Source organism: Streptomyces lavendofoliae, from assembly GCF_014649735.1.
Taxonomy (GTDB): domain Bacteria; phylum Actinomycetota; class Actinomycetes; order Streptomycetales; family Streptomycetaceae; genus Streptomyces; species Streptomyces lavendofoliae.
Window position 1 is genome coordinate 126,265 of the sequence record NZ_BMTP01000005.1, and the last position, 23,126, is coordinate 149,390.

The window sequence follows — 23,126 nt, forward strand, 5'->3', positions numbered from 1 at the left end:
CCGGGGAGACGTATCGTGAGAGCCCGTGAGCCGTACGCGGCCCGAACGGGCGGACAACTGCGCAGCGGCCGGCCGGGATCGACGGTTCTGTACGGTTGGTGAGGCCGGGGGACAGCGCGCTCGTGGGGAGGCGGCGGCGTGGACGATTACGCGGGGAGGGTGCTGGCGGACCGCTACCGCCTGCCGTTGCCGCCGTCCGACGAGTACGAGCTCGTCGAGACGCGCGCCTTCGACACCTACAGCGGTCAGGAAGTGCTGGTCCGGCAGGTGCCGTTGCCGGAGGTCGTCGACGCCGAGGTGGTGGAGCCCGAGGGCTTCGACGGGTACGCCGTCCCGGCCGGAGGGCGAGTGCCGCGCGGTCCGGCCGCGGGCCGGGCGGTCCGGCGCTCCGGTGACCCGGCGGTACGGCGGGCCATCGAGGCCGCGCAGGCCGCCGCGCAGATCCCGGACCACCCCAGGCTCGACCAGGTCTTCGACGTCTTCGCCGAGGCCGGGTCGCTGTGGATAGTGAGTGAACTGGTCGCGGCCAGGCCCCTGGCGGCCCTGCTCGCGGAGGAGCCGCTGAGCCCCTACCGGGCGGCCGAGATCGGCTCCGACGTGCTCACCGCCCTGCGCGCTCTCCACGCGCACGGCTGGGTCCACCGGAACATCACGGTGCGCACGGTGCTGGTCTGCGACGACGGACGGGTCGTGCTGACGGGCCTCGCGGCCGGCGCCGCCGAGGAGGCGCTGTGCGGCTACGCGCCCGTCCCGGACCCGGACGCCGACGACGACCTGCCTCCCGCGCCGGTCCCCTCCGGTCCCGCCCCGGTCTCCCTGCCCGCGCTCGCCCCCGGGTACGAGCCCGCCGCACCGACCGAGCCGGGACGGCCCGCCCCCGTGCGCCACGAGCCGCCCGCGCTGCCGGGACCGGGCGGGCCGCCGGAGCCGGTCGCGCCGGACGGCCGCGCCTCACGGGCGGGCGCCATCGCCGCGTACCGCGCCGGAGCGCGCGCCGCCGCCCGGGCGGAGGAGGCGGGCGCCGCGCTGTCCCTGCCGCCCCCGCCGCGGGGTCCCGCGGCCCCCGCGGGCGGCACCCCGGCGGACTACGAGCCGCGGTGGTGGTCCCACACCGCCGACCTCGACGACGACGAGGACGACGAACCCGGCGAGCCGGGCGACGGGGCTCCGCGCCGCGCCCAGCTGGCCGGCACCTGGACCGACGGTCCCGGATCCGGCGGCGGCTCCCTCCCGGCGGGCGGGGGCGCCTCCCCGTACGGCACCAGCGACGCGCTGCGCGCCGATGCCCGGCGCCAGGCCCGTACGCCCGGCGCCGGCACGGAGGGCGCCCAGCCGCCCGCCGGCCCGGCCGCCGAGCCGCCCGGCCGGTGGGAGGACGCCGAGGGCGGCCGGGCCACCACGCCCGCGTACCGCGGCCCGACCACGCCCCTGGCCGCCGAGCGCGCCCGTCAGGCCCGGATCGCCGTCGTCGGGGCCGTGACCGAGCGGTGGGCGCCCGAACAGGCCGGTCCCGTCCACGACACCTGGCAGCTGGCGCCTCCCATCGGCCCCTCGACCGACCTGTGGGCGCTCGGCGCGCTGCTCTACCGCGCGGTCCAGGGCCACGCCCCGTACCCCGAGGAGAACGCCGCCGAGCTGGTCCAGATGGTGTGCGCCGAGCCGCCCGCGTTCGCCGAGGAGTGCGGCCCGCTGCGTCCGGTCGTCGAGTCGCTGCTGCGCCAGGACCCGACCGAGCGCCCCGACTTCGAGGAACTGCGCGGCTGGCTGCGCTCGCTCATCCGGTCGGCACCCGAGCCCGACGCGGGCGTCGGGGTCGTCCCCATGCCGTCCGTCGACGCCACCCGGCTGCCCATCGTGCGGCGCCGGGGCGAACTGGTGCGGCGGCGCCGCTTCCGCGCCTCCGGCGCGGGCCACGGGCGGCACCGGCACAGCAGGGGCACCCGGCCCGCCATGGCCCCCGCGGGAGCCGGCGGCGAGGACCGTGAGACCCACGCGCCCCGCGAGACCCGTGCGCCCCGCGAGGCCCGTGCGCCCGGCGCCCTCGGGCGCGTCCTGCTGGTCGTGATACTCCTCGTGCTCACCGCCGCCGTCGCGTACGCCGTGATGTTCATGCCCAAGGCGGACACGCGGCCCCAGGGACAGGCCCCACAGCCGTCGCAGCAGCCGCAGCAGCCCCAACAGCCCACCCAGCGGCAGCCGTCCGGCACCCCGGCGGAGCAGCGGCCGACCCCCAGCGATCCGGCGCCCTCCACCAACACCGTCACGCCCGGGGCGTCCGGCGCCCCCGACGCGCCCGACATGGCGGCCGGGTACACGGTGCGTGACGACCCCGAGGGCTTCCGCGTCGGCGTCGACAAGAGCTGGCGGCGCAGCCCGATCAACGACGTGGGCCAGGTCCGTTACGCCGGCGGTGACTTCACCCTCATCGTCGTCCCCGGCCGGGATACCGTCCAGGCGGCGGGCGGCGACCCGCTGGAGTACCAGCGCACGAAGGAGCGCGAGCTCCAGCCCTGGCGGGACAGCAGCTGGGCGACGGCCGCCGGGCTGCGCCGGATAGACGTGGGCCGGCAGGTCATGGCGGAGGGCCAGTTCACCTGGTCGGACGCCAACGGCCGGGAGGTGTACGTCCGCAACCTCGCCCTGATCGTCGGGGACCGCTACCACGTCGTTCAGGTCATCGGCCCGGAAACGCAGCGTGACAAGGTCTCCGAGATCTACCAGCAGGCCGTCTCCGCCTACCGCTCGACCCGCTGAGGAAGGCCCCTCCCGGAGCCCTCGACGACCCGTCAACTGCCCCCCACATGCCCCAAATGCGCCCGTAACCCCGGGTACGCATCACAGAGCGGTCTCCTTGACAACCCCGAGGTTTCGGCCAAGGCGCCACCCTCCGTAACCTGGACCCCGAAGGAACGGGCGGGGGACAGTGGAACACTCTCAAGGCATGGGCGCGGGACTCGTGCTCGCCGGGCGGTACCGGCTGAACGAGGCCATCGGCCGCGGTGGCATGGGCAAGGTCTGGCGCGCCCACGACGAGGTGCTGCACCGCACCGTGGCCGTCAAGGAACTGACGGCCGGTAAGTACGTCTCCGAGGCCGACCGGGCCGTGCTCCACGCGCGTACGCAGAAGGAGGCGCGGGCCGCCGCCCGCATCACCCACCCCGGGGTCGTCACCGTCCACGACGTCCTGGAACACGATGACCGCCCCTGGATCGTGATGCAGTACGTCGACGGGCCGTCGCTCGCCGATGCGGCCAAGGCGGCCGAAGACCGCCGTATCGAGGCGCGTGAGGCGGCCCGCATCGGGCTGCACGTCCTGGGGGCGCTGCGCGCCGCGCACGCCGCCGGGGTGCTGCACCGGGACGTCAAGCCCGGCAACGTCCTGCTCGCCCGCGACGGCCGGGTCCTGCTCACCGACTTCGGAATCGCGGCCATCGAGGGCGACTCCACGATCACCCGTACCGGGGAACTCGTCGGGTCCATCGAGTACCTGGCGCCCGAGCGGGTACGCGGCGGCGACCCGGGCCCCGCCTCCGACCTCTGGTCACTGGGCGTCACGCTGTACACGGCGGTCGAGGGCACCTCGCCCTTCCACCACACGTCACCCCTGAGCGTCATGCAGGCCGTGGTGACCGAGGAGCCGCCGCCGGCCCGGTACGCCGGCGCCCTCGCCCCCGTCATCGTCGCCCTGCTGCGCAAGGACCCGGCGGACCGGCCCGGCGCCGCCGAGGCCGAACGCATGCTGCTGGAGGCGATGGAGGGCCGTACCCCGGCAGCGGCACAGGCGTACGTCCCGACGCGCACGATGAGCCGGGACGACCTGCCGGGGGCGACCGCGACACTGCCCGCCGGCCGGCGGGCCGAGCCCGTCGGCGGCGGGGCCCCGGACGGGGACACCACGCGCCGGACGCCCGTCCGCGCGCCGGGCCACCCCACGCCGGGCCGTCCCGCCACGGACGGCCCCACCGCGGGCCGCCCGGCCGGCGACCGCGCGCCCGGCGACCGGCACCGCGCGGACGGAGACCCCAGGAACGACCGCGCGGACGGCCGGACAAGCGACCGCACCGACAACCGCACCGACACCCACAGGAATCACCGCCCGGACAGCCACGCGGACCACCGCACCGACCACCGCCCGGACAGCCACGCGGACCACCGCACCGACCACCGCCCGGACCACCGCACCGGCCACCGTCCGGGCGGCGACCCGGAGCGGGGGCGCAGGCCGTGGCGTACCGCCGTCCTCATGACCGTGCTCGCCGCCGTCGTGGGCAGTGCCGCGGGTTTCGCCGTGATGCGGTACGGGAACGACGACACGGCCCGCACGGACTCGACCGACCGGAACGGGGCGGCCGACTCCGTTCCGGAGGGCTGGGAGAGGGTCGAGGACCCGTCGGGTTTCAGCCTTCTCGTACCGGAGGGCTGGAAGCGCCGGACGGAAGGCGGTCAGATCGACTACACGCCCGACAACGGCCGTCACCTCATCCGTATCAGCGCCGACACCTCACCGGACTTCGAGAATCCCTGTCTCCACATGCTCGATATCGAGAAAGGGCTGAAGAAGCGGCTTCCCCGGTATGAGCGGAAGGAGCTGCGTACGAACACGTTCCGTGATCAACTGGAATCCTGTCTGTGGGAGTTCACCTGGGTCGAGAAGAACGCCAACGCGGGCGAGCGGCACGCGATCGACCAGGTGTACTACGCGGACGACGGAACCGAGTACGCGCTGTTCATGTCCGCTCCCGCGGCCGACTGGCCGGTGACCCGGGAGCAGTTCGACATCGTGCTGCGCGGCTGGCGTCCCGCCGGGGAGTGACCCTCGGCGCGAGCAGAGGGGATGTGCCGTGTCCGGATCGGGGCAGCAACGGCGGATCGTCGGACGCTACCGGCTGGAGGCCCGGCTCGGGCGCGGCGGCATGGGTACGGTCTGGCGGGCGTACGACGAGCTGCTCGGCCGCCGGGTGGCCGTCAAGGAACTGCACGTGGATGTGGGGACCGCCGTCCATCCCACCCTCCGCGAGGCGCGGGCCATCGCGCGCGTGCACCATCCGCACATCGTCTGCGTCCACGACGTCGTCGAGGAGGACGACGTCCCGTACATCGTGATGGAGCTGATCGAGGGCGGCTCGCTGGCCGAACGGATCGCGGCCCACGGCCCCCTCGACGCGCGCGAGGCGGCCCGCGTCGGCCTCGCGCTGCTGAGCGCCCTGCGCGCCGCCCACGCGCTGGGGGTGCTGCACCGGGACCTCAAACCGGCCAACGTGCTGATCGAGGAGGGCACCGGGCGGGTCGTGCTCACCGACTTCGGGATCGCCCAGCTGGCCGGGTCCACCACGATCACCGAGGTGGGGATGTTCGTCGGCTCGCCCGAGTACACCGCGCCCGAGCGGATGCAGGGCTCCCTGGCCGGTCCGGAGACGGACCTGTGGTCCCTGGGGGCGTTGCTGTGCGCGACGCTGACCGGCCAGTCGCCGTTCCACCGGGACTCCCTGGGCGGGGTGTTGCACGCGGTCGTGGAGGAGGACTTCAGGCCGCCCGCCGCCGCGGGGCCTCTGCTGCCCGTCGTACGCGGCCTGTTGCGGCGGGACCCGGCCCGGCGGATGGGCGCGGCGGAGGCGGAGCGGCTGCTGCGGGCGTACGCGGAGGGCTCCGGGCCCCGGCGGTACGAGCAGGGGCCCCGCGAGCGGCGGGCCCTGGGGCAGGGCGGCGACGAGGTACGCGGGCACGGGCGGCGCGGGTCCGGGGGAGCGGGTGACGCGCCGCCGCCGGACCCGGGCACGGCGGCCGGCGCGGACACCCCCGCCGGCCCCTCCACCGGCTTCTCCGCCGGCCCCTTCACCGGCTTCTCCGCCGGCCCCTACTCCGGGCCCTACTCCGGTTCCTACTCGGGCGCCTACGCCGGTCCCCCCTCCGGCGCCTACCCCGGTCCCTACGCGGGTCCCTACGCCGACGCCGTCCCGCCCGGTGCCGCCCCGCGCCGCGCCGACGGCTCCCGTCCCGAGCCCTCCGACGCCGTGCCGGTCCGCGCGGGCGGCGTCGGCGCCCGCGCCCGTGCCCGCCTCCGCGACCGGTCGCGCGCCGGCGCCGCGCCCCCGCACCGGGACGCCGTGCCCCCGCACCCCGGCCGCCCGCCCCGGCCGTGGTTCCGCACGCCGGTGGTGGCCGCCGCGCTCCTGGTCGCCCTCGCCGGGGCGGGCGCGGTGGGCGTGCTGCTCCTGCGGGACGACGGCGGCGGGGGCGGTGGCGGGGGCGACGACCACCGGACGGCCACCGTCTCGCCGCCGGGGGACGCGCCCGGCGTACCGAACACGCCGGGCGCGGCGGCGGGCACCGGCGCCGGCCCGGGAACCACCACCGGCGCCCCGCCCCGCTCCAGCGACCCCCACCCCGATCCCGCCCCCGGCGTCTCCCGGCCGCCCACCGGAAGCCACACCGCGGGACCCGCCCACGCCCGCGTGCCCAGCGGATACCGCTCGGCCACCGACCCGCGCGGCTTCTCGCTCACCGTGCCCGTCGGGTACGTCCGCTCCACCGACGAGCGGCGGGTCTTCTACATGTCGTCCGACCGGTCCATGCGGATCGGGGTGCGGGTCCAGGCCCCGGCCCCGGGCGGCCCTCTCGGGTACATGCGGCGCGCCCACGCGAACGGCCCCGGCACGTACCCCGGTTACCGCGCCGCCCGGGTCACCCCGACGACGCACAACGGACTGGCGGCGGCGCTGCGGGAGTTCACCTGGAACGGCTTCACGGCTCCCGAGGGGGCGCGCCGCACGTACGACATCTGCTGGGACGAGAGCGGGCGGATGTACGACGTGTGGGTGTCGGCCCCGGTGGCCCGGCTCGACGAGCTGAAGCGCCACTTCGACACCGTTCTTGATTCCTTCCGGGTACGGCACTCCTGACGAGCCCCTGATCAGGGCTTATTTGCCAGCGAACACTGGCACGGTGGGAGCGGACCGGGAAAAGGTGTTACCGGCGGGTACCGCGCAGGCCCCATCCGGCATACCCTCGCCCCCATGACGGACACGACGGACACGCAGGCGACGGACGCGCAGGCCGCCCCCGCCACGCCTCCCGGCACGAACCCGACCGCCCCCGCCCCGGCCGGCGCCCGTACCGCCGCCGACGTGGTGACGCCCGAAGTGGTCGCACAGCTCACCCGTGGCGTCGTCGGGTCCGGCCGGACCGCCAACCACACCCCGTTCACCGGGGAACGACTGGCCGAGCTGCCCGCGTCCACGCCCGAGGACGTCGCCGAGGCGTTCGACCGTGCCCGCGCCGCGCAGCCCGTCTGGGCCGCCACGCCCGTACGCGCGCGTGCCGCCGTCCTCCTCCGCTTCCACGACCTGGTCCTCCAGCGGCAGGCGGAGGTCCTCGACCTCATCCAGCTGGAGACGGGCAAGGCCCGGCTGCACGCCCACGAAGAGGTCCAGGCCGTCGCCGTCGCCGCCCGTCACTACGGCCGCCGCGCCGCCGCGTACCTGCGGCCCAGGCGCCACACCGGCGTCGTACCGGGCCTCACCAAGGTGACCGAACTGCGGCAGCCGCGCGGGGTCGTCGGCCAGATCGCGCCGTGGAACTACCCGCTGGAACTGTCCGTGGGCGACGCGCTGCCCGCCTTCGTCGCAGGCAACGCGGTCGTGATGAAGCCCGACACGGAGACCGCGCTCACCGCCCTGTGGGCCCGGGACCTCCTCGTCGAGGCCGGCCTGCCCGCCGAGGTGTTCCAGGTGGTCCTCGGCGACGGCCCGGTCGTCGGTCCCGAGGTCGTCAGGCACGCCGACTACGTGTCGTTCACCGGATCGACCCGCACCGGCCGCGAGGTCGCCCAGGGGGCGGCCGCCCGCCTCGTCGGCGTCTCCCTCGAACTGGGCGGCAAGAACGCCATGCTGGTGCTGCACGACGCGGACGTCGAGAAGGCCGCCGCCGGCGCCGTACGCGCCTGCTTCTCCTCGGCCGGCCAGCTCTGCATCTCCATCGAGCGGCTGTACGTCCACGAGTCGATCGCCGACGCTTTCCTGGAGCGGTTCGCCGCCCGTACGAAGGCCATGCGCCTGGGCACCTCCCTGGCGTACGGCGCCGACATGGGGTGCCTGGTGGGCGAGCGGCAGCTCAGGACCGTCACCCGGCACGTCGAGGAGGCCGTCGCGAAGGGCGCCACGGTCGTCGCCGGCGGCGTCGCCCGCCCCGACATCGGCCCCCTCTTCTACGAGCCGACCATCCTGGAGAACGTCCAGGAGCCGATGGCCGTGTGCGCCGAGGAGACCTTCGGGCCCGTCGTCTCGGTCTACCGCTTCCAGGACGAGGACGAGGTCGTCGAGCGCGCCAACGCCACCGCGTACGGCCTGAACGCCAGCGTCTGGACGAAGGACGGCCGCCGCGGCCACGCGGTCGCCGCGAAGCTCCGCACCGGCACCGTCAACATCAACGAGGGGTACGCGCCGGCGTACGGCAGCGTCCAGTCGCCCATGGGCGGCATGAAGGACTCCGGGCTCGGCCGCAGGCACGGCTCCGAGGGCATCCTCAAGTACACCGAGGCCCAGACGGTGGCGCAGCAGCGCGTCCTCCCGCTCGCGCCCGTGTTCGGCCTGGACGACGAGCAGTACGCGGCGCTCATGAGCCGCAGCCTGCGCCTGATGAAGGCGTTCCGCTTCCGCTAGACCCCCTTCGGTACGAGATCCGGTACGAGTCCCGGTACGAGGAGAGCCCATGCCCCAGGTGCCCGCTGCCCGTCATCAGGGTGATTCGCCCGATGGGTACGACTATGACGTCATTGTCGTCGGCTCCGGCTTCGGCGGCTCGGTCTCGGCCCTCCGCCTGACGGAGAAGGGCTACCGGGTCGGCGTCCTGGAGGCGGGCCGCCGCTTCACCCCCGGCACGCTGCCCAGGAGTTCCTGGGACGTGAAGAACTACCTGTGGGCGCCGACCCTGGGCCTGTTCGGCCTCCAGCGCATCCACCTCCTCGGCAACGTCATGGTGCTGGCGGGCGCCGGGGTGGGCGGCGGGTCCCTCAACTACGCCAACACCCTGTACGTGCCGCCGGAGCCGTTCTTCCGGGACAGGCAGTGGGCGTCGATAACCGACTGGCAGGAGGAGCTGGCCCCGTACTACGACCAGGCCAAGCGCATGCTGGGCGTACGGCTCAACCCGACGATGACCCCCTCCGACGTCCACCTCAAGGCGGCGGCGCAGGCGATGGGCGTCGGCGACACGTTCCACCTCGCGCCCGTCGGCGTCTTCTTCGGGGACGGGGAGGACGCCGACGGCTCGGCGAGGGCGAAGCCGGGCCAGAAGGTCGACGACCCGTACTTCGGCGGTGCGGGCCCGGCCCGCCGCGCGTGCACCGAGTGCGGGGAGTGCATGACGGGCTGCCGGCACGGCGCGAAGAACAACCTCACCGAGAACTACCTGTACCTCGCCGAGAAGGCCGGGGCCGTCATCCACCCGATGACCACGGTCACCGCCGTCACCGAGGCCCCTTCGGGTGAGGGCTACGTCGTCTCGGCCGTGCCCACGCACCGCCGCCGCAAGGCCGCCCCGCGGGCCCTGCGCTGCCGGTACGTCGTCGTCGCGGCCGGCACGTACGGCACCCAGACACTGCTGCACCGCATGAAGGACGAGGGGAAGCTGCCCCGCGTCTCGGACCGCCTCGGCGAGCTGACCCGCACCAACTCCGAGGCCCTGGTGGGCTCCCAGACCACCGACCGCCGCTACCGCAAGCGACACGGCCACGAGCGCGTGGACTTCACCCGGGGCGTCGCCATCACCTCGTCCATCCACCCGGACGCCAACACCCACATCGAGCCGGTCCGCTACGGCAAGGGCTCCAACGCCATGGGGTCCCTGTCGATCCTCCAGGTCCCCTACGCCGAGCGCCGGGTCCGGGCCTGGCTCGGCAACGTGGTCCGACACCCGCTGCTGACGATGCGGTCGCTGTCCAACCGCCGCTGGTCCGAGCGGACCATCATCGGACTCGTCATGCAGTCCCTGGACAATTCGCTGACCACCTACCGCAAGCGCGACGGCGTCGGCAAGGGCCTCCTCACCGCCCGTCAGGGGCACGGCTCGCCCAACCCCAAGCAGATCGCCGAGGGCACGCGCGCGGCGACCCTGCTGGCCGAGGAGATCAACGGCTTCGCCGGCTCCAACGTCGGCGAGCTGATGGGCACTCCGCTCACCGCCCACTTCCTGGGCGGCTGCGTCATCGGCGCGACGGCGCGGGACGGCGTCATCGACCCGTACCACCGCCTCCACGGCCACCCGGGGATCTCGGTCGTCGACGGCGCGGCGGTCTCCGCGAACCTCGGTGTCAACCCGTCGCTGACCATCACCGCCCAGGCGGAGCGCGCCATGTCCTTCTGGCCCAACAAGGGCGAGGAGGACCCCCGCCCGGCGCAGGACGCGGACTACGTACGCCTCGCCCCGGTCGCGCCCAGGTCCCCCGCCGTGCCGGCGGACGCCTTCGGCGCCCTGAGGCTCCCGTTCCTGGGCATTCCGGCGGTACCGCCGAAGCAGTAGCGGGCGACCGCCGGAAGCGGACACGAGAGAGGCGCTGCACCCCCCTCCGAGTGCAGCGCCTCCCTTGCTTCAGCGGTGCGGGTTACGCGGTGGCGCCACCGTTGCGACGGCGCAGCGCGAAGACGACACCGGCACCGGCGACGACGGTGATGCCACCGGCGATGCCGATGGTCGGCAGCATCGAGGAGGAACCGGTCTCGGCGAGCTCACCCTCGACCGTGATCGGGGTGGAGCCGCCCTGCGGCTTCAGGTCGGCCGGCTTCTCGTCGGACGGCTTGGCCTCGCCACCGCCGCCACCGTTGCTGCCGGCGGCCAGGACCTGGAAGTCGTAGGACGCGTAGTCCTCGTAGCACTCGTCGTTCTTGTCGTAGCCCGTGGCGGCGAAGCCGAGGGCGGTGCCGGCGGGCGCGGCCTTGTCGATCGAGATGCGCAGCTGGATGGTGCGGTTCTCGTCCTTCTTCAGCTTGACGACGTCGAAGAAGAAGCCGATGTTCTGGCCGGAGAGGTTGGCGCCGCTGTCCCACTGCCCGTTGGGCAGCTTGTACTCGATCTTGGCGTACTTCTCGACCAGGCGGTCGGTGTCGGCGTCCCCTTCCACGTCGTCGGCGTAGGAGGCCCAGGCGCCCACGACGACCTCGTCGAGGGCTTCCTTGCTGTTGTTCTTGACGTTCAGCTGGAAGTTCTTCCAGCCGCTGCCCGCGACGATCGTGCCGGGGAGGTTGGAGAGCGAGACGTCGACGGCGGCCTGCTCGCAGATCTCCTCCTCGATGATCTCCTCGTCCTCGCCGGTCTCGCCCTCGCCGGCCTCTTCCTCGTCCTTGCCGGTCTCGGTGCCCGGCTTGTCGGTGCCCGCCTCCGTGCCCGGCTTGTCCGTGCCGGGCTTGTCGGTGCCGGGCTTGTCGGTACCGGCCTCCGTGCCGCCCGTGACCGTGTCGTCCTCGGTCTTCGAGCCCTCGTCGGTCTTGGTGCCGTCCTCGGTGGACGCGGCGCCGTCGTCGGTCTTCGTGCCGTCTTCCGTGGTGGCCGCGGTGTCGTCGGTCTTGGTGCCCTCGTCGGTCGCCGTGGCGCCGTCGGTGGTGCCGGTCTCCGTACCGCCCGTGGTGCCGGAGGTCGTGCTGGTGGTGCCGTCCGTCGCGTACGCGGCCGGAGCCGCCAGGAAGGCGGCAGGGGCTATGACGGCGGTCGCGGCGGCGACCGCCATGGCGCGGCGAAGCTTCATGAAGACCTCAGTGAAGTCCAGGCGTGCCGCACGTTGCGGCACGGTGTCGTGGGGGCCGACCCGGTGTGGGGTGTCACGGATGTGGCCGTTGTTTCGCATGCATGACCTGCGAAGGGAGGGGATGGTTGCCCGCCATCTGACAGAAAACTTATGTGCGCTGCATCACACGTTCCGTTTGTGTCCTTTTCCGTGCCCGATCCGTGATCTTCGGCGACGCAACCATCCGCTCCGCCGTCCGGTCGAACCCGTGCCCGAGCAATCACCGTCGTACGCCGCATCCAGAGGTCCCCTGATGAGACGCCTTTCCTCCTCCGTCACCGCCGGGCTGTTGCTCGCCGGCGTCGTCCTGAGCGCCGCGCCCGGCGCGTACGCCGCCGGGGAACCGGTCCTCACCGTCGACGGCCCGGCCGAGGTGGGCCTGCGCCCCCACCCGGGCACCGGCGAGCCGCGGAGCGCCACGGTGGGCGTCACCGTGCACGACCCGGACGGGGACCGGGAGGGCGGCGGCTTCGACGGCGAGTACACCGTCACCTTCGACCTGAGCGGAGTCGTGGGCGTCGCCGACGTCCGCTTCGGCGAGACCGGCAGCTCGCACTGCGTGATCACCGGTACGACCGGCACCTGCACCGACGCCTTCGGCATCCCGCCCGGCGGCGACACCGTCGCGGAGCTGGAACTCTCCGCCGCGAAGGGCAGCGAGCCCGGCGCCACCGGCGCGATCGAGGTCACCGGCAGGGCCGAGGGCGCGACCTTCACCTCGTACACGGCGCGGGTGACCGTCGGCGGACCCGACCTGGTGATGCACCCCCTCGCCCTGGATCACCAAATCGAGCCGGGCCGGGTGCAGAACGCCCCGCTCACCTTCACCAACGCCGGTACGGCCGACGCCGAGGGCGTACGCCTCACGCTCACGACCTCGCACGGGCTCGACTACACGCGCCGGTACGCCAACTGCGACTACACCGGCACGCGGGACCGCACCCGGGCGGTCTGCGACTTCCCCGGCACGTTCGAGGCCGGTGCCACTTACACGCTGGCCGAGCCGATCGGGCTGAAGGCCGGCTCCCACGCGTACCGCGAGATCTTCACGCACCGCGTCGAGGAGCGCGGCGACGCCCGGAAGGCGCCCAAGGGCGCCGGCCCGGAGCTCACCCTGAGGAAGACACGGGCCACCCCCCGCGCGGCGGACCTCGACCCACTGGACAACGGGCAGGAGTTCGACCTGCTCGCCACGAACACCGCCGGCTTCACCGCGTACGGCGACACGCTCGCCGCGGAGGCGGGCGGGACGGTCGAGGCGACGGTCGGCTTCCGCAACAGGGGCCCCGCCTGGATCGCGAACCTCCGCTCCGGCGACCCCGTCGCGACCGTGGACGTGACCGTCCCGGCGGGCGCCACCGTCACCGGGAAGCCGGCCCGCTGCGAGCCGCGCACCGCCACGGGCGGGTACCGGAAGGAGCCCCTCGGCGCGCCGCGCTACTTCTGCGACACGCCGATCCGGGTGTTCGAGGACGAGGACTTCGCGCTGCCCTTCGAGCTGAGGATCGACCGGGTCGTCCCTGGCGCCGAGGGCACCGTGACCGTCCGCGGCCAGGCCCTGGCCCACCCGGCCCTCGCCTTCGACCCGGAGGCCGCCGACAACACGGCCCGGCTGGTGCTGAACCCTGAGGGCACCGGCTCGGCCACCTCGGGCGGCACCACCACCGGCTCGGCCACTTCGGGCCCGGCCACCACGGGCGGCCCGACGGCGGGCGGTACGACCGGCGGTACGACGACCGGCGGCACCACCGCCACGGGCGGCACGGCCACCGGCTCGGCCGCCACGGGCGGCTCGACGGCCGGTGCCGGCACCTCGGCCGGCGCCACGGGCGGCTCGGCCACCACGGCCGGCACCGCGGGCGGCCTCGCCAGCACCGGCTCGCTCGCCCTGCCGGTGGCCGCCGGCGCCGTCGCCCTCGTCGCGGCGGGCGCCGCGGTCCTCGCCGTCGCCCGGCGTCGCGCCGGCGCCTGGTGACACGGACGGACCGAGGGCCCCGCGGAAACGCTTCCGCGGGGCCCTCGGTCCCGGCACCGGCGTCAGGGCGGCGTCGGTGCCGGGACAGGCGGCGCCGGGGGGTGACGCCGCTTGGCTGTGGTCGTGGGAGGGGCGGTCGGGGCGGGGGCGGTCCTGGACGGTGGTGCGGACCTGCGGCGATGCGGGGGTGCGGTGCGGTGTTCCTGCGGGGCGGCGACCGGAGTGCGGGGACCGGAGTCCGGCGACCCGAGTGCGGGGACCGGGCTCGTGGTGCGTCGTGCGGGACGGCCGTGGGCGACGCGACCGGTCGGGACCGTCGGGAGCTGATGCGGTCGGCTCCGGGCGTCCCCGGAGCCGACCGCCTTTTCGGGTGACCGGGCTGCTGTCCCCTGCCGTCCGGTCACGCGCGCTGGAGCGAGGTCCCACGGCGCCCCCCACGGGGAACGCCACACGCCCCAGCGGAGCCACGCGTGGTTTTCTCGGCCCGCCCCTGGATGACACGGACACCGGGACCAACGAAGCCGTCCGGAAGCGGTCACGCGCCGTACGGGTGAGAGCGCGACCGAACTCAGATCCGGCCCCGGCACAGCTCCAGCATCGTCATCGCCAGCGACGTGCCCGGCTTGCCCAGGGCGTCGCGGTAGTGGGTGAGCACCTCCATCTCGCGGGCCAGGTTCACGCGCCGGCCGCCGGAGGAGAGGCGGGCCTCCTGGATGACGGCCGAGACGGCCATCCGCTCCTGGATGAGCCCGATGATCCGGTCGTCGAGCGCGTCGATCCGGTCACGGGCGCCCGTGATCACGTCCGCGGCCTCGTCGGTGCGGGCGCCGGTCCGGTCGGCGTGCGTCCGGTCGGCGTGCGGGCGGTCGGTGTGCACTGCGGTCATGGCGGGGGCTCCTCGGGGGAAGGGGCGCCCCGGGCGGTGACGAGCTCCGGACGAACGACAGGCGCCCCGGACCTTGTCGGCCCGGGGCGCCTGGGGAAGTCGCTTGTCAGTGGCTCAAGCAGCACGACCATGGCAGCCGGACGGGCCGGTGCCATAGGTAAAGACGAAGGTCGAGAGCTTGCGCATGCCGCCAGTATGGACCATCGACCGAGGGCGACGGGTGCCGGTTCGGATGGTGAGACAAAGGTCGCCCCGGCCGCGCCGGTAGAATCGACATACAGACTCCTCCCCGCCGGAAGGCCGCCGTAGTGTCATCAGCGAATCCCGCTGCCGCGCCCGACGCCGTACTGGTCGTCGACTTCGGCGCGCAGTACGCCCAGCTCATCGCCCGCCGCGTCCGTGAGGCCCGGGTCTACAGCGAGATCGTCCCGTCCACCATGCCGGTGGCCGAGATGCTGGCCAAGAACCCCAAGGCGATCATCCTGTCCGGCGGCCCCTCCTCGGTGTACGAGGAGGGTGCCCCGCAGCTCGACCGTGAGATCTTCGAGGCCGGCGTCCCCGTCTTCGGCATGTGCTACGGCTTCCAGCTGATGGCCACCGCCCTCGGCGGCACCGTCGACAACACCGGCGCGCGCGAGTACGGACGCACGCCCCTGCACGTCTCCCGGACGTCCTCCACGCTCTTCGAGGGCACCCCGGCCGAGCAGCCGGTGTGGATGTCGCACGGCGACGCCTGCTCCGCCGCGCCCGAGGGGTTCACCGTCACCGCGTCCACCGACGTCGTGCCGGTCGCCGCCTTCGAGAACGACGCGAAGAAGCTGTACGGCGTGCAGTACCACCCCGAGGTGATGCACTCCACGCACGGCCAGCAGATCCTGGAGCACTTCCTCTACCGCGGTGCCGGCCTGCGTCCCGACTGGACCACCGGCAACGTCATCGAGGAGCAGATCGAGGCGATCCGCGCGCAGGTCGGCGAGAAGCGCGCCATCTGCGGCCTGTCCGGCGGCGTGGACTCGGCGGTGGCCGCGGCCCTCGTGCAGAAGGCCATCGGCTCCCAGCTGACCTGCGTGTACGTCGACCACGGCCTGATGCGCAAGGGCGAGACGGAGCAGGTCGAGAAGGATTTCGTCGCCGCCACCGGCGTCAAACTCAAGGTCGTCGACGCGCAGGAGCGGTTCCTGAAGGCGCTCGCCGGGGTCTCCGACCCCGAGGAGAAGCGCAAGATCATCGGCCGGGAGTTCATCCGGGTCTTCGAGCAGGCCCAGGCCGAGATCGTCGCCGAGGCGCCGGACGACCACCCGGTCGAGTTCCTCGTCCAGGGCACCCTCTACCCGGACGTCGTCGAGTCCGGCGGCGGTACGGGCACGGCCAACATCAAGTCCCACCACAACGTGGGCGGGCTGCCCGAGGACCTCGAGTTCCAGCTGATCGAGCCGCTGCGCAAGCTGTTCAAGGACGAGGTCCGGATGGTCGGCGCCGAGCTGGGCCTGCCCGAGGAGATCGTCCAGCGCCAGCCCTTCCCGGGCCCCGGCCTCGGTATCCGCATCGTCGGCGAGGTCACCAAGGAGCGCCTGGACCTGCTGCGGGAGGCCGACGCCATCGCCCGCGAGGAGCTCACGGCCGCCGGTCTCGACCGCGACATCTGGCAGTGCCCGGTCGTCCTGCTCGCCGACGTGCGGTCGGTGGGCGTACAGGGCGACGGCCGCACGTACGGGCACCCGATCGTGCTGCGGCCCGTCTCGTCCGAGGACGCCATGACGGCGGACTGGACGCGGATGCCGTACGACGTGCTGGCGAAGATCTCGACGCGGATCACCAACGAGGTCAAGGACGTCAACCGGGTCGTGCTCGACGTCACGTCGAAGCCGCCGGGCACCATCGAGTGGGAGTGATCCCGCACCGGGGGACCCCCGGGCGGGAAACCCCGCCCCGCGGGTCCTCCGAGCGGGACCGAAGGCGCCGCCGCGCCTGACCGGAGCCGTCGCCTACTTCCTGTGGGCGGCGGCTTCGAGCGTGAAGTCGTCGTAGTGGAAGCCCGGCGCCACCACGCAGGTGACGAGGACCGGCTCGTCGCCCGCCGGCTCGGCCGCCTGCCAGGTGCCCGCCGGCACGAGGAGCTGCGGCTGCTCCCCGCTCTCGACGGACGGGCCCAGCACCAGGTCCCAGGGCTCGGACGGGGTGTCGCCCTCGCCGCCCAGGGAGAGGCGGAGCGGTCCGCCGCGGTGCCAGAGCCACAGCTCGTCGGAGCGCACCCGGTGCCAGCGCGACCGCTCGCCCGGGTGCAGCAGGAAGTAGATGCCGGTCGCGTAGGTGCGGGGACCCGGATACCCGTCGGGCGCGGCCGTGCCGGTCGTCCGCCAGGTCTCCCGGAACCAGCCGCCCTCGACGTGGGGCTCCAGTTCGAGCAGGCCGACCAGGGGCGAGGGCGGAGCCGGGGCGCGGTCGTCGTCGGTCATGCGGTGCATTGTCCTCCACGGGCGGTCCCGGACGGCGTCGTGGCCGTCCGTCCCTGAACCGGCGTGCCGCCCGTCGCGTATCCAAGGGCGGGAACGCCGAGGAGAATCGGTTTCGGGGACAGCGGTGTGGAGAGGCAGGCCGGCGAATGACGCACAGCCACCGGACGACAGCGACCCACGGGAACGCCGGCGGGCCGCCCGGCCGGAGGGCGGCCACGGGGCGGTACGCGCTGCTGCCGCTGCGGGTCTTCCTCGGCGTCACCTTCGTCTACGCCGGACTCGACAAGATCACCGACGACCGCTTCATGGCGGCGTCCGGGACCGGGTCGATCGGCGACTTGATGCGGGCCGTCCGGGACTCCTCCGCGGTGCCCTGGCTCGTCGACCTGGCGCTGAAGAACCCCGAGGGGTTCGGGTACGGCATCGCCCTCGGCGAGCTGGCCGTCGGGATCGGCACCCTGGCCGGGCTGCTGGCGCGGCTCGCCGCGCTGGGTGGCGCGCTGATCTCCCTGAGCCTGTGGCTCACCGTCAGCTGGCAGTCCGATCCCTACTACTACGGCAACGACCTCGCCTATCTGATGGCCTGGCTGCCGCTGGTGCTGGCCGGCGCCCCACTGCTGTCGCTCGACGCGGCCCTGGCGGCGCGGCGCCGCCGGGCGCGGTGACCGAGCCGGCCGGTGACCCCCGCCAGCACCAGCCCGGCGCCCAGCAGGGGCAGCACCGCGTACCAGGGCGTGACCCAGGCTCCGGTCGCGTCGCCCGCGTAGAGGGCCGCGATGCCCAGGCCGGTGAGGCCCAGCACCAGCCGGCCCGGCCGGAACTCGTGGCGCCACGCGCCGTACGGCTGCCCGGGCTCCCGCTCGTACGCACGCCCGTGGCCGTGCGCGCTCCGGCGCTCGTACTCCTCAGGACGTGGCACGGGTGACCTCCACCTGTCCGAGCGCGACCTCCAGGGTGAGGTCGAGCGTGCCCGCCGGGGTGGTGCCCCCGGGCGGGGCGATCGTGCGGATCACCTCGCGGCCCGGCGCGATGTCGATGTCGTTGGGCGGGTCGGCCGGGAGGCGCAGGTCCCCCAGCCCCACCTCGGCGTGCACCCGCACGGTCACGTTCCTCGGCACGACGACGTGGAGACGGCCCGCGCCGACCTCGGCGGCGGTGCGCGCCGTGTCGCCGGACGGGACGGTCAGCCGGGACAGGTCCAGGGTGCCGACACCGGTGCCCAGCTCGTAGCGGGGGCGCAGGTCCGCGGCGGTCGCCGGCCGCCAGTCCGTACGCGCCCACTCCGTGTCGATCTGCCGGGGTATCAGCGCCGCGCCCGCCAGCAGCAGGGCCGTGACCACCGTCATGAACACCGTGCCCGCGCCCGTGCGGCCCAGGAACGCGGCGGCGACGAGCCCCAGGGCGAACACCGCCAGCGCGCACGCCAGCCCGATCTGGAGGCACGCGCCGAGCGGCTGCGCACCCCACGACAGGCCCGTGCCGAGCCCGCCCGCCACCAGCGCGAGCAGGAAGACCATCCCGCCGATGGACCGCGGGCCGCGCGCGGAGACCGCCGCCCCCGCACCCGCCCCGGGCCCCGTGCTCCCGGCGGGGCGCCCCAGCAGCGCGGCCTCCACCCCCATGCCGTCCTCCGGGCCCCACAGATAACCGAGCGGGACCGGCCCCGTCGTGCCGTCCTTGACGATCGGCTCCCGCCACCACGACGGCGACTCGGGCGGCGGCGGCGCCTTCGTCTCGGGCGGCGCCTCCGCCGCCGTGTGCGCCGTGACGGGGTCCGCCACCGCCTCGGTGCCGTCGGCCAGCCGGCGCCGCCGGGACCAGACGGCGGCCCCGCTGACGGCGATGATCAGCAGCAGCGAGAACGAGAGGGTGCTGCCGTTGCGCAGCATCGACAGGAACAGGCCGCAGCCGACCAGGGCCATCAGCAGCGCGATCAGCGAGGCGCCGTCGACCCGGCCCGACACCAGCCGCCGCGCCTCGTTCTCGTCCTCGCCGTCCGCCGTGACGAGAAGCCAGGCGAAGCCGTAGAACACCAGGCCGAGGCCCCCGGTCAAGGAGAGCACGCCGACCGCGACCCGGAAGATCACCGGGTCCAGGTCGAAGTACCGCCCCAGCCCGCCGCACACCCCGGCCACCACCTTCCGGCGCGCGGAGCGCCGCAGCGGCGGATGGGGCGGAGCTCCACCGGCCTCGGCGGGAGCGGGCGTCGTACGCGTCATACGTCCATGGTGACGGCCCGTGAGCCGCCGCGGCACCTTCCACGACCCTGGACCGACCCTGATATCGCCCCGCGGGGTGCCGCGGGTTCTCAGGGTCGGATGAGGGACGGCCCTGATGTCCGGCCCCGGCCGGCGTGTGACGATCGGGGCATGCCAGTCGCCGCCCGCCCGCCCGAGACGACCGACGACCCGCCCCTGCGCAGGCTCTACCGCAGCGCCGACGGGCGGATGCTCGGCGGTGTCGCGCGCGGTCTGGCGGGGCACCTCGGGCTCCCCGTCATCTGGGTGCGGCTGGTCTTCCTGGCGCTCTTCATCGCCGACGGGCTCGGCGTCCTGGTGTACGCCGTCTTCTGGATCGTCGTCCCCCTGGGCGTCGGGGGCCGCTCCGGGCCGCGCTCCGTCTTCGCGACCACGCCCGACGGACGGCGCCGGCTGCGCAAGCCCGACAAGGGCCAGGTGGTGGCGCTGGTCGCGCTCACCATCGGCGCCATCGGCTTCGTCACCAGCGTCGACCTGGGCGGCGAGGCCAACCGGTACGTGTGGCCCACGCTGCTCGTGGGCGTCGGCGTCGTCCTGGTGTGGCGGCAGGTGGACAACGCGCGGCGGGCCAGCTGGACCGAGCCGGGCGGACGCAAGCGGCTCTTCCAGCTCGTGCGGGGCCTGGCCGGTGTCGCGCTGGTCGGCATGGGCCTGACGGTCTTCATGGTGGTGCGCGGCTCGGCGGCCCAGCTCGGTACCGCGCTCACCGCCGCGATAGCCGTGCTCGCCGGGATGGCCCTGCTGGCCGGGCCGTGGCTGGTGCGCATGTCGCAGGACCTCTCCGAGGAGCGCACCATGCGCATCCGCGCCCAGGAGCGGGCCGAGGTCGCGGCCCACGTCCACGACTCGGTCCTGCACACCCTCACCCTGATCCAGCGCCACGCGGAGGACCCCGGCGAGGTCCGCCGGCTCGCCCGCGCGCAGGAGCGCGAACTGCGCAACTGGCTGTACCGGCCGGAGGGCACCGGCAAGGAGGAGGGCCAGGAGCCGGACACCCTGGCCGAGGCGGTCAAGAGGACCGCGGCCGAGGTCGAGGACGCGCACGGCGTGCCCCTGGAGGTGGTGGTCGTCGGGGACTGCCCGCTCGACGAGGGGCTGGCCGCCCAGATGCAGGCCGCGCGCGAGGCCATGGTCAACGCCGCCAAGTACGGTGGCGGGGGAGGGGCGGTGCAGGTGTACGCGGAGGTGGAGGGCCGCACGGTCTTCGTGTCCGTACGGGACCGGGGGCCGGGTTTCGACCTCGACTCCGTACCCGCCGACCGGATGGGCGTACGAGAATCGATCATCGGGCGGATGCAGCGCAATGGCGGCACCGCGCGGCTGCGGTCGGTGCCGGGCGACGGCACCGAGGTGGAGCTGGAGATGGAGAGGGCGGACGGATGACCGAGGACACGACGGCGGCTGCGGGCGCGGAGCGGCGGGTACGGGTCGTGCTGGTGGACGACCACCGGATGTTCCGCACCGGGGTGCAGGCCGAGATCGGCCGGACCGAGACGACCGGCGTCGAGGTGGTCGGCGAGGCCGCGGACGTCGACCAGGCGGTCGCCGTGATCACCGCGACCCGCCCGGAGGTGGTCCTGCTCGACGTCCACCTGCCGGGCGGCGGCGGGGTGGAGGTGCTGCGGCGCTGCGCGGGCCTGATGACCGCTCCCGAGAACCCGGTGCGGTTCCTGGCCCTGTCCGTCTCGGACGCCGCCGAGGACGTGATCGGGGTGATCCGGGGCGGTGCGCGCGGGTACGTCACCAAGACGATCACCGGGACCGACCTCGTCGACTCGGTCTTCCGGGTCCAGGAGGGCGACGCGGTGTTCTCGCCCCGGCTGGCGGGCTTCGTGCTGGACGCGTTCGCCTCGACGGACGCCCCGCCGGTCGACGAGGACCTGGACCGGCTCACCCAGCGGGAGCGGGAGGTACTGCGGCTGATCGCGCGCGGATACGCGTACAAGGAGATCGCCAAGCAGCTGTTCATCTCGGTGAAGACCGTCGAGTCGCACGTCTCGGCGGTGCTGCGCAAGCTCCAGCTCTCCAACCGCCACGAGCTGACCCGCTGGGCGACGGCCCGCCGTCTGGTCTGACCGGAGAAGCCGGCCCGGCCCGGTCGGGTCGGTACGGCCGGTCGGGAAGGGGCCCGCCGGGGAGAGGCCGGTCGGGGGAAGGGCCGGTCGGAGTATTTGTGAGGTAAACGGTACATAGGAGCGGCAACCCGTACGGCGAAGGTCCCCTCCTACTCCCCGTGATGAGTCTGACAGGTACTCCCTTCCTCGTGACCGCGGTCGCCCTGGCCGTGATCGCCGTCCTGCTGCCGCTGGCGCTGTGGAGCCGTGTGCGCGGCCCCGCCGTCGTCCGGGCCGCGACGCGGTTGGGCATGGTCGGCTTCGCGCAGCTCACCGCGATCGTCGTGGTCTTCGTCGCGGTGAACAACGTCAACGGCCTCTACGACAGCTGGGACGACCTCCTGGGCACCAGCGACCACGTCGACTCGGCCATCGACCTCGGTCCCGACGGACTGGGCGGCAGACGCATCTCCGACCTGCCGAGGACCAGGCAGACCTTCACGCGCGTCGACGACCCCGCCATGGGGCCGGGCGTCCGCAGGACCGTCCTGCACGGCGGCATATCCGGGGTGAAGGCCGAGGTGTACGTCTGGCTGCCGCCGCAGTACGACGACCCGGCCCACAAGGACCGCAAGTTCCCCGTGGTGGAGCTGCTGTCCGGGTTCCCCGGCTCCCCGAAGTCGTGGTTCGTGGGCATGCACGCCAACCGGCAGCTGGAACCGCTGATGCGGAACGGCACCGTCGAGCCGTTCATCCTCGTCGCGCCGCGCAGCCACCTCCTCGGCCGCACCGACACCGGCTGCGCCAACGTGCCCGGCACGATCAACGCCGACACCTGGCTCAGCGTCGACGTGCGCAAGATGGTCACCGACAATTTCCGGGCCGCCGACACGGCCGACGGCTGGGCGGTCGCCGGCTTCTCCTCGGGCGCCCACTGCGCCACCAAGCTGACCATCGCCCACCCCGACCGCTACCGGTTCGGCGTCAGCATGTCCGGCTACAACGACCCGGCCGCCGAGCCGACCTCGCTCACCGGCCAGGACCCCGAGCTGCGGCGCGTCCACAACCCGGTCAACATGCTCAGGGCCGCCGCGGTGCCGCCCCGCGTCACGCTGCTGCTCACCGGCGACGGAGGCGACGGCTACCAGCAGGGCGTCGCCCTGCGCGAGGCGGCCAAGGCACCCACGCGCGTCGACGTCCAGCAGGTCTACGGCGGCCACCGCGTGAGCACATGGGTGCGGGAGGTGCCGTCGGTCTTCCAGTGGCTCACGCAGCAGTTCCGCGCCGAGGCGGCGGGCGCCGGGCGGTCCCCGGACGGTACGGGCACGGTGCCGGGCGCGGGCACCCCCGACGCGGGCCGGGGCCACGACCGAGGCCATGGGAGTGACCAGGGGCGGGAACCGGGGGCGGGCCCCGGCTCGCGCCCGGGCGCGGGAATGGCGGCGGGCGTGGACGAGGGGCGGGCGACCGTGCCGGGCGGCGGCACCCTGTCCGTGACCGGCCGCCCATGACGACCGGCCCGGCGGGCGTGCACACCGCGCCGCGCGGGGCGCACCCGGCCCCTGCGCGCCGGCGCGTACCGCGCGTGCAGACGACGCGTCCGTGCGGGCGGTCGTCCACCACGCGCGCGTGACCTGGGCCCGAGGCCACGGGGCGACGGTCACCCGTGCGTGCCGGGTCACGTGCCAGGGGCGCGAGTCACGGGTCACCCGCGCGTGCCACGG

The 23,126-nt window shown here is 74.2% G+C and carries 16 protein-coding genes; 11 read left to right on the plus strand and 5 right to left on the minus strand.

Annotated elements, in window-relative coordinates:
- Positions 1-138: 138 nt before the first annotated feature.
- The 5 genes from IE109_RS11485 (at position 139) to IE109_RS11505 (ending at position 10,515) form a co-directional block, all read left to right on the plus strand.
- On the plus strand, positions 139-2,754 hold the full coding sequence (locus IE109_RS11485; protein WP_189550691.1) for a serine/threonine kinase C-terminal domain-containing protein: 2,616 nt from the start codon (positions 139-141) through the stop codon (positions 2,752-2,754).
- 187 nt (positions 2,755-2,941) lie between these two features.
- Entirely contained in the window at positions 2,942-4,813 is a 1,872-nt protein-coding gene (locus IE109_RS11490) for a serine/threonine protein kinase (RefSeq protein ID WP_229890898.1), read from the plus strand.
- Between the two features lie 28 nt (positions 4,814-4,841).
- Complete coding sequence (locus IE109_RS11495; protein ID WP_189550693.1) at positions 4,842-6,899, plus strand: serine/threonine-protein kinase; 2,058 nt, start codon at positions 4,842-4,844, stop codon at positions 6,897-6,899.
- 114 nt (positions 6,900-7,013) lie between these two features.
- The gene (locus tag IE109_RS11500) at positions 7,014-8,657 is read left to right on the plus strand and encodes a succinic semialdehyde dehydrogenase (protein ID WP_189550694.1); all 1,644 of its coding nucleotides are present in this window, start codon (positions 7,014-7,016) and stop codon (positions 8,655-8,657) included.
- A 49-nt stretch (positions 8,658-8,706) separates the two neighbouring features.
- Complete coding sequence (locus IE109_RS11505; protein WP_189550695.1) at positions 8,707-10,515, plus strand: GMC oxidoreductase; 1,809 nt, start codon at positions 8,707-8,709, stop codon at positions 10,513-10,515.
- 82 nt (positions 10,516-10,597) lie between these two features.
- On the opposite strand, the gene IE109_RS11510 is transcribed toward IE109_RS11505, so the two are convergent.
- Positions 10,598-11,734: a hypothetical protein gene (locus IE109_RS11510; RefSeq protein ID WP_189550696.1), complete on the minus strand. Its 1,137-nt coding sequence runs from the start codon at positions 11,732-11,734 to the stop codon at positions 10,598-10,600.
- 292 nt (positions 11,735-12,026) lie between these two features.
- On the opposite strand from IE109_RS11510, the gene IE109_RS11515 reads away from it, so the two are divergent.
- Entirely contained in the window at positions 12,027-13,748 is a 1,722-nt protein-coding gene (locus tag IE109_RS11515) for a COG1361 family protein (RefSeq protein ID WP_189550697.1), read from the plus strand.
- Positions 13,749-14,316: 568 nt separating this feature from the next.
- Here IE109_RS11515 and IE109_RS11520 read toward each other — a convergent pair.
- Entirely contained in the window at positions 14,317-14,634 is a 318-nt protein-coding gene (locus tag IE109_RS11520) for a chorismate mutase (RefSeq protein ID WP_189550698.1), read from the minus strand.
- 308 nt (positions 14,635-14,942) lie between these two features.
- Between IE109_RS11520 and guaA the strand changes: the two genes are divergently transcribed.
- Positions 14,943-16,526, plus strand: a complete 1,584-nt coding sequence (gene guaA, locus IE109_RS11525; protein ID WP_189550699.1) for a glutamine-hydrolyzing GMP synthase — start codon at positions 14,943-14,945, stop codon at positions 16,524-16,526.
- Positions 16,527-16,619: 93 nt separating this feature from the next.
- Here guaA and IE109_RS11530 read toward each other — a convergent pair whose 3' ends face one another.
- On the minus strand, positions 16,620-17,090 hold the full coding sequence (locus IE109_RS11530) for a cupin domain-containing protein (RefSeq protein WP_189550700.1): 471 nt from the start codon (positions 17,088-17,090) through the stop codon (positions 16,620-16,622).
- 146 nt (positions 17,091-17,236) lie between these two features.
- Here IE109_RS11530 and IE109_RS11535 point away from each other — a divergent pair, with 146 nt between their 5' ends.
- Complete coding sequence (locus IE109_RS11535) at positions 17,237-17,755, plus strand: DoxX family membrane protein (protein ID WP_189550701.1); 519 nt, start codon at positions 17,237-17,239, stop codon at positions 17,753-17,755.
- Here IE109_RS11535 and IE109_RS11540 read toward each other — a convergent pair.
- Together IE109_RS11540 and IE109_RS11545 are read right to left on the minus strand one after the other, a co-directional pair.
- Positions 17,662-18,009 (minus strand): hypothetical protein, encoded by a 348-nt coding sequence (locus IE109_RS11540; RefSeq protein ID WP_308431353.1) that lies wholly within the window; start codon positions 18,007-18,009, stop codon positions 17,662-17,664. The two genes, IE109_RS11535 and IE109_RS11540, sit on opposite strands and share 94 nt — an antisense overlap.
- Positions 17,996-19,309, minus strand: a complete 1,314-nt coding sequence (locus IE109_RS11545) for a PspC domain-containing protein (protein ID WP_189550702.1) — start codon at positions 19,307-19,309, stop codon at positions 17,996-17,998. Before IE109_RS11545 ends, IE109_RS11540 begins: the two co-directional genes overlap by 14 nt.
- A 150-nt stretch (positions 19,310-19,459) precedes the next feature.
- Here IE109_RS11545 and IE109_RS11550 point away from each other — a divergent pair, with 150 nt between their 5' ends.
- The 3 genes from IE109_RS11550 (at position 19,460) to IE109_RS11560 (ending at position 22,913) form a co-directional block, all read left to right on the plus strand.
- Positions 19,460-20,731 carry an ATP-binding protein gene (locus IE109_RS11550; RefSeq protein ID WP_189550703.1) on the plus strand — a complete coding sequence of 424 codons (1,272 nt, stop codon included), beginning with the start codon at positions 19,460-19,462 and terminating at the stop codon, positions 20,729-20,731.
- Entirely contained in the window at positions 20,728-21,423 is a 696-nt protein-coding gene (locus IE109_RS11555) for a LuxR C-terminal-related transcriptional regulator (RefSeq protein ID WP_189550704.1), read from the plus strand. Before IE109_RS11550 ends, IE109_RS11555 begins: the two co-directional genes overlap by 4 nt.
- A 161-nt stretch (positions 21,424-21,584) precedes the next feature.
- Positions 21,585-22,913 carry an alpha/beta hydrolase gene (locus tag IE109_RS11560; protein WP_189550705.1) on the plus strand — a complete coding sequence of 443 codons (1,329 nt, stop codon included), beginning with the start codon at positions 21,585-21,587 and terminating at the stop codon, positions 22,911-22,913.
- Positions 22,914-23,126 lie beyond the last annotated feature (213 nt).

What these genes read in the sequence shown, in the direction of transcription:
- IE109_RS11490 (WP_229890898.1), top strand. Translation starts at nt 2,942, where the DNA reads ATGGGCGCGGGACTCGTGCTCGCCGGGCGGTACCGGCTGAACGAGGCC.
- IE109_RS11500 (WP_189550694.1), top strand. Translation starts at nt 7,014, where the DNA reads ATGACGGACACGACGGACACGCAGGCGACGGACGCGCAGGCCGCCCCC.
- IE109_RS11505 (WP_189550695.1), top strand. Translation starts at nt 8,707, where the DNA reads ATGCCCCAGGTGCCCGCTGCCCGTCATCAGGGTGATTCGCCCGATGGG.
- IE109_RS11510 (WP_189550696.1), bottom strand. Translation starts at nt 11,734, where the DNA reads ATGAAGCTTCGCCGCGCCATGGCGGTCGCCGCCGCGACCGCCGTCATA.
- IE109_RS11515 (WP_189550697.1), top strand. Translation starts at nt 12,027, where the DNA reads ATGAGACGCCTTTCCTCCTCCGTCACCGCCGGGCTGTTGCTCGCCGGC.
- IE109_RS11520 (WP_189550698.1), bottom strand. Translation starts at nt 14,634, where the DNA reads ATGACCGCAGTGCACACCGACCGCCCGCACGCCGACCGGACGCACGCC.
- IE109_RS11530 (WP_189550700.1), bottom strand. Translation starts at nt 17,090, where the DNA reads ATGACCGACGACGACCGCGCCCCGGCTCCGCCCTCGCCCCTGGTCGGC.
- IE109_RS11535 (WP_189550701.1), top strand. Translation starts at nt 17,237, where the DNA reads ATGACGCACAGCCACCGGACGACAGCGACCCACGGGAACGCCGGCGGG.
- IE109_RS11545 (WP_189550702.1), bottom strand. Translation starts at nt 19,309, where the DNA reads ATGACGCGTACGACGCCCGCTCCCGCCGAGGCCGGTGGAGCTCCGCCC.
- IE109_RS11550 (WP_189550703.1), top strand. Translation starts at nt 19,460, where the DNA reads ATGCCAGTCGCCGCCCGCCCGCCCGAGACGACCGACGACCCGCCCCTG.
- IE109_RS11555 (WP_189550704.1), top strand. Translation starts at nt 20,728, where the DNA reads ATGACCGAGGACACGACGGCGGCTGCGGGCGCGGAGCGGCGGGTACGG.
- IE109_RS11560 (WP_189550705.1), top strand. Translation starts at nt 21,585, where the DNA reads ATGAGTCTGACAGGTACTCCCTTCCTCGTGACCGCGGTCGCCCTGGCC.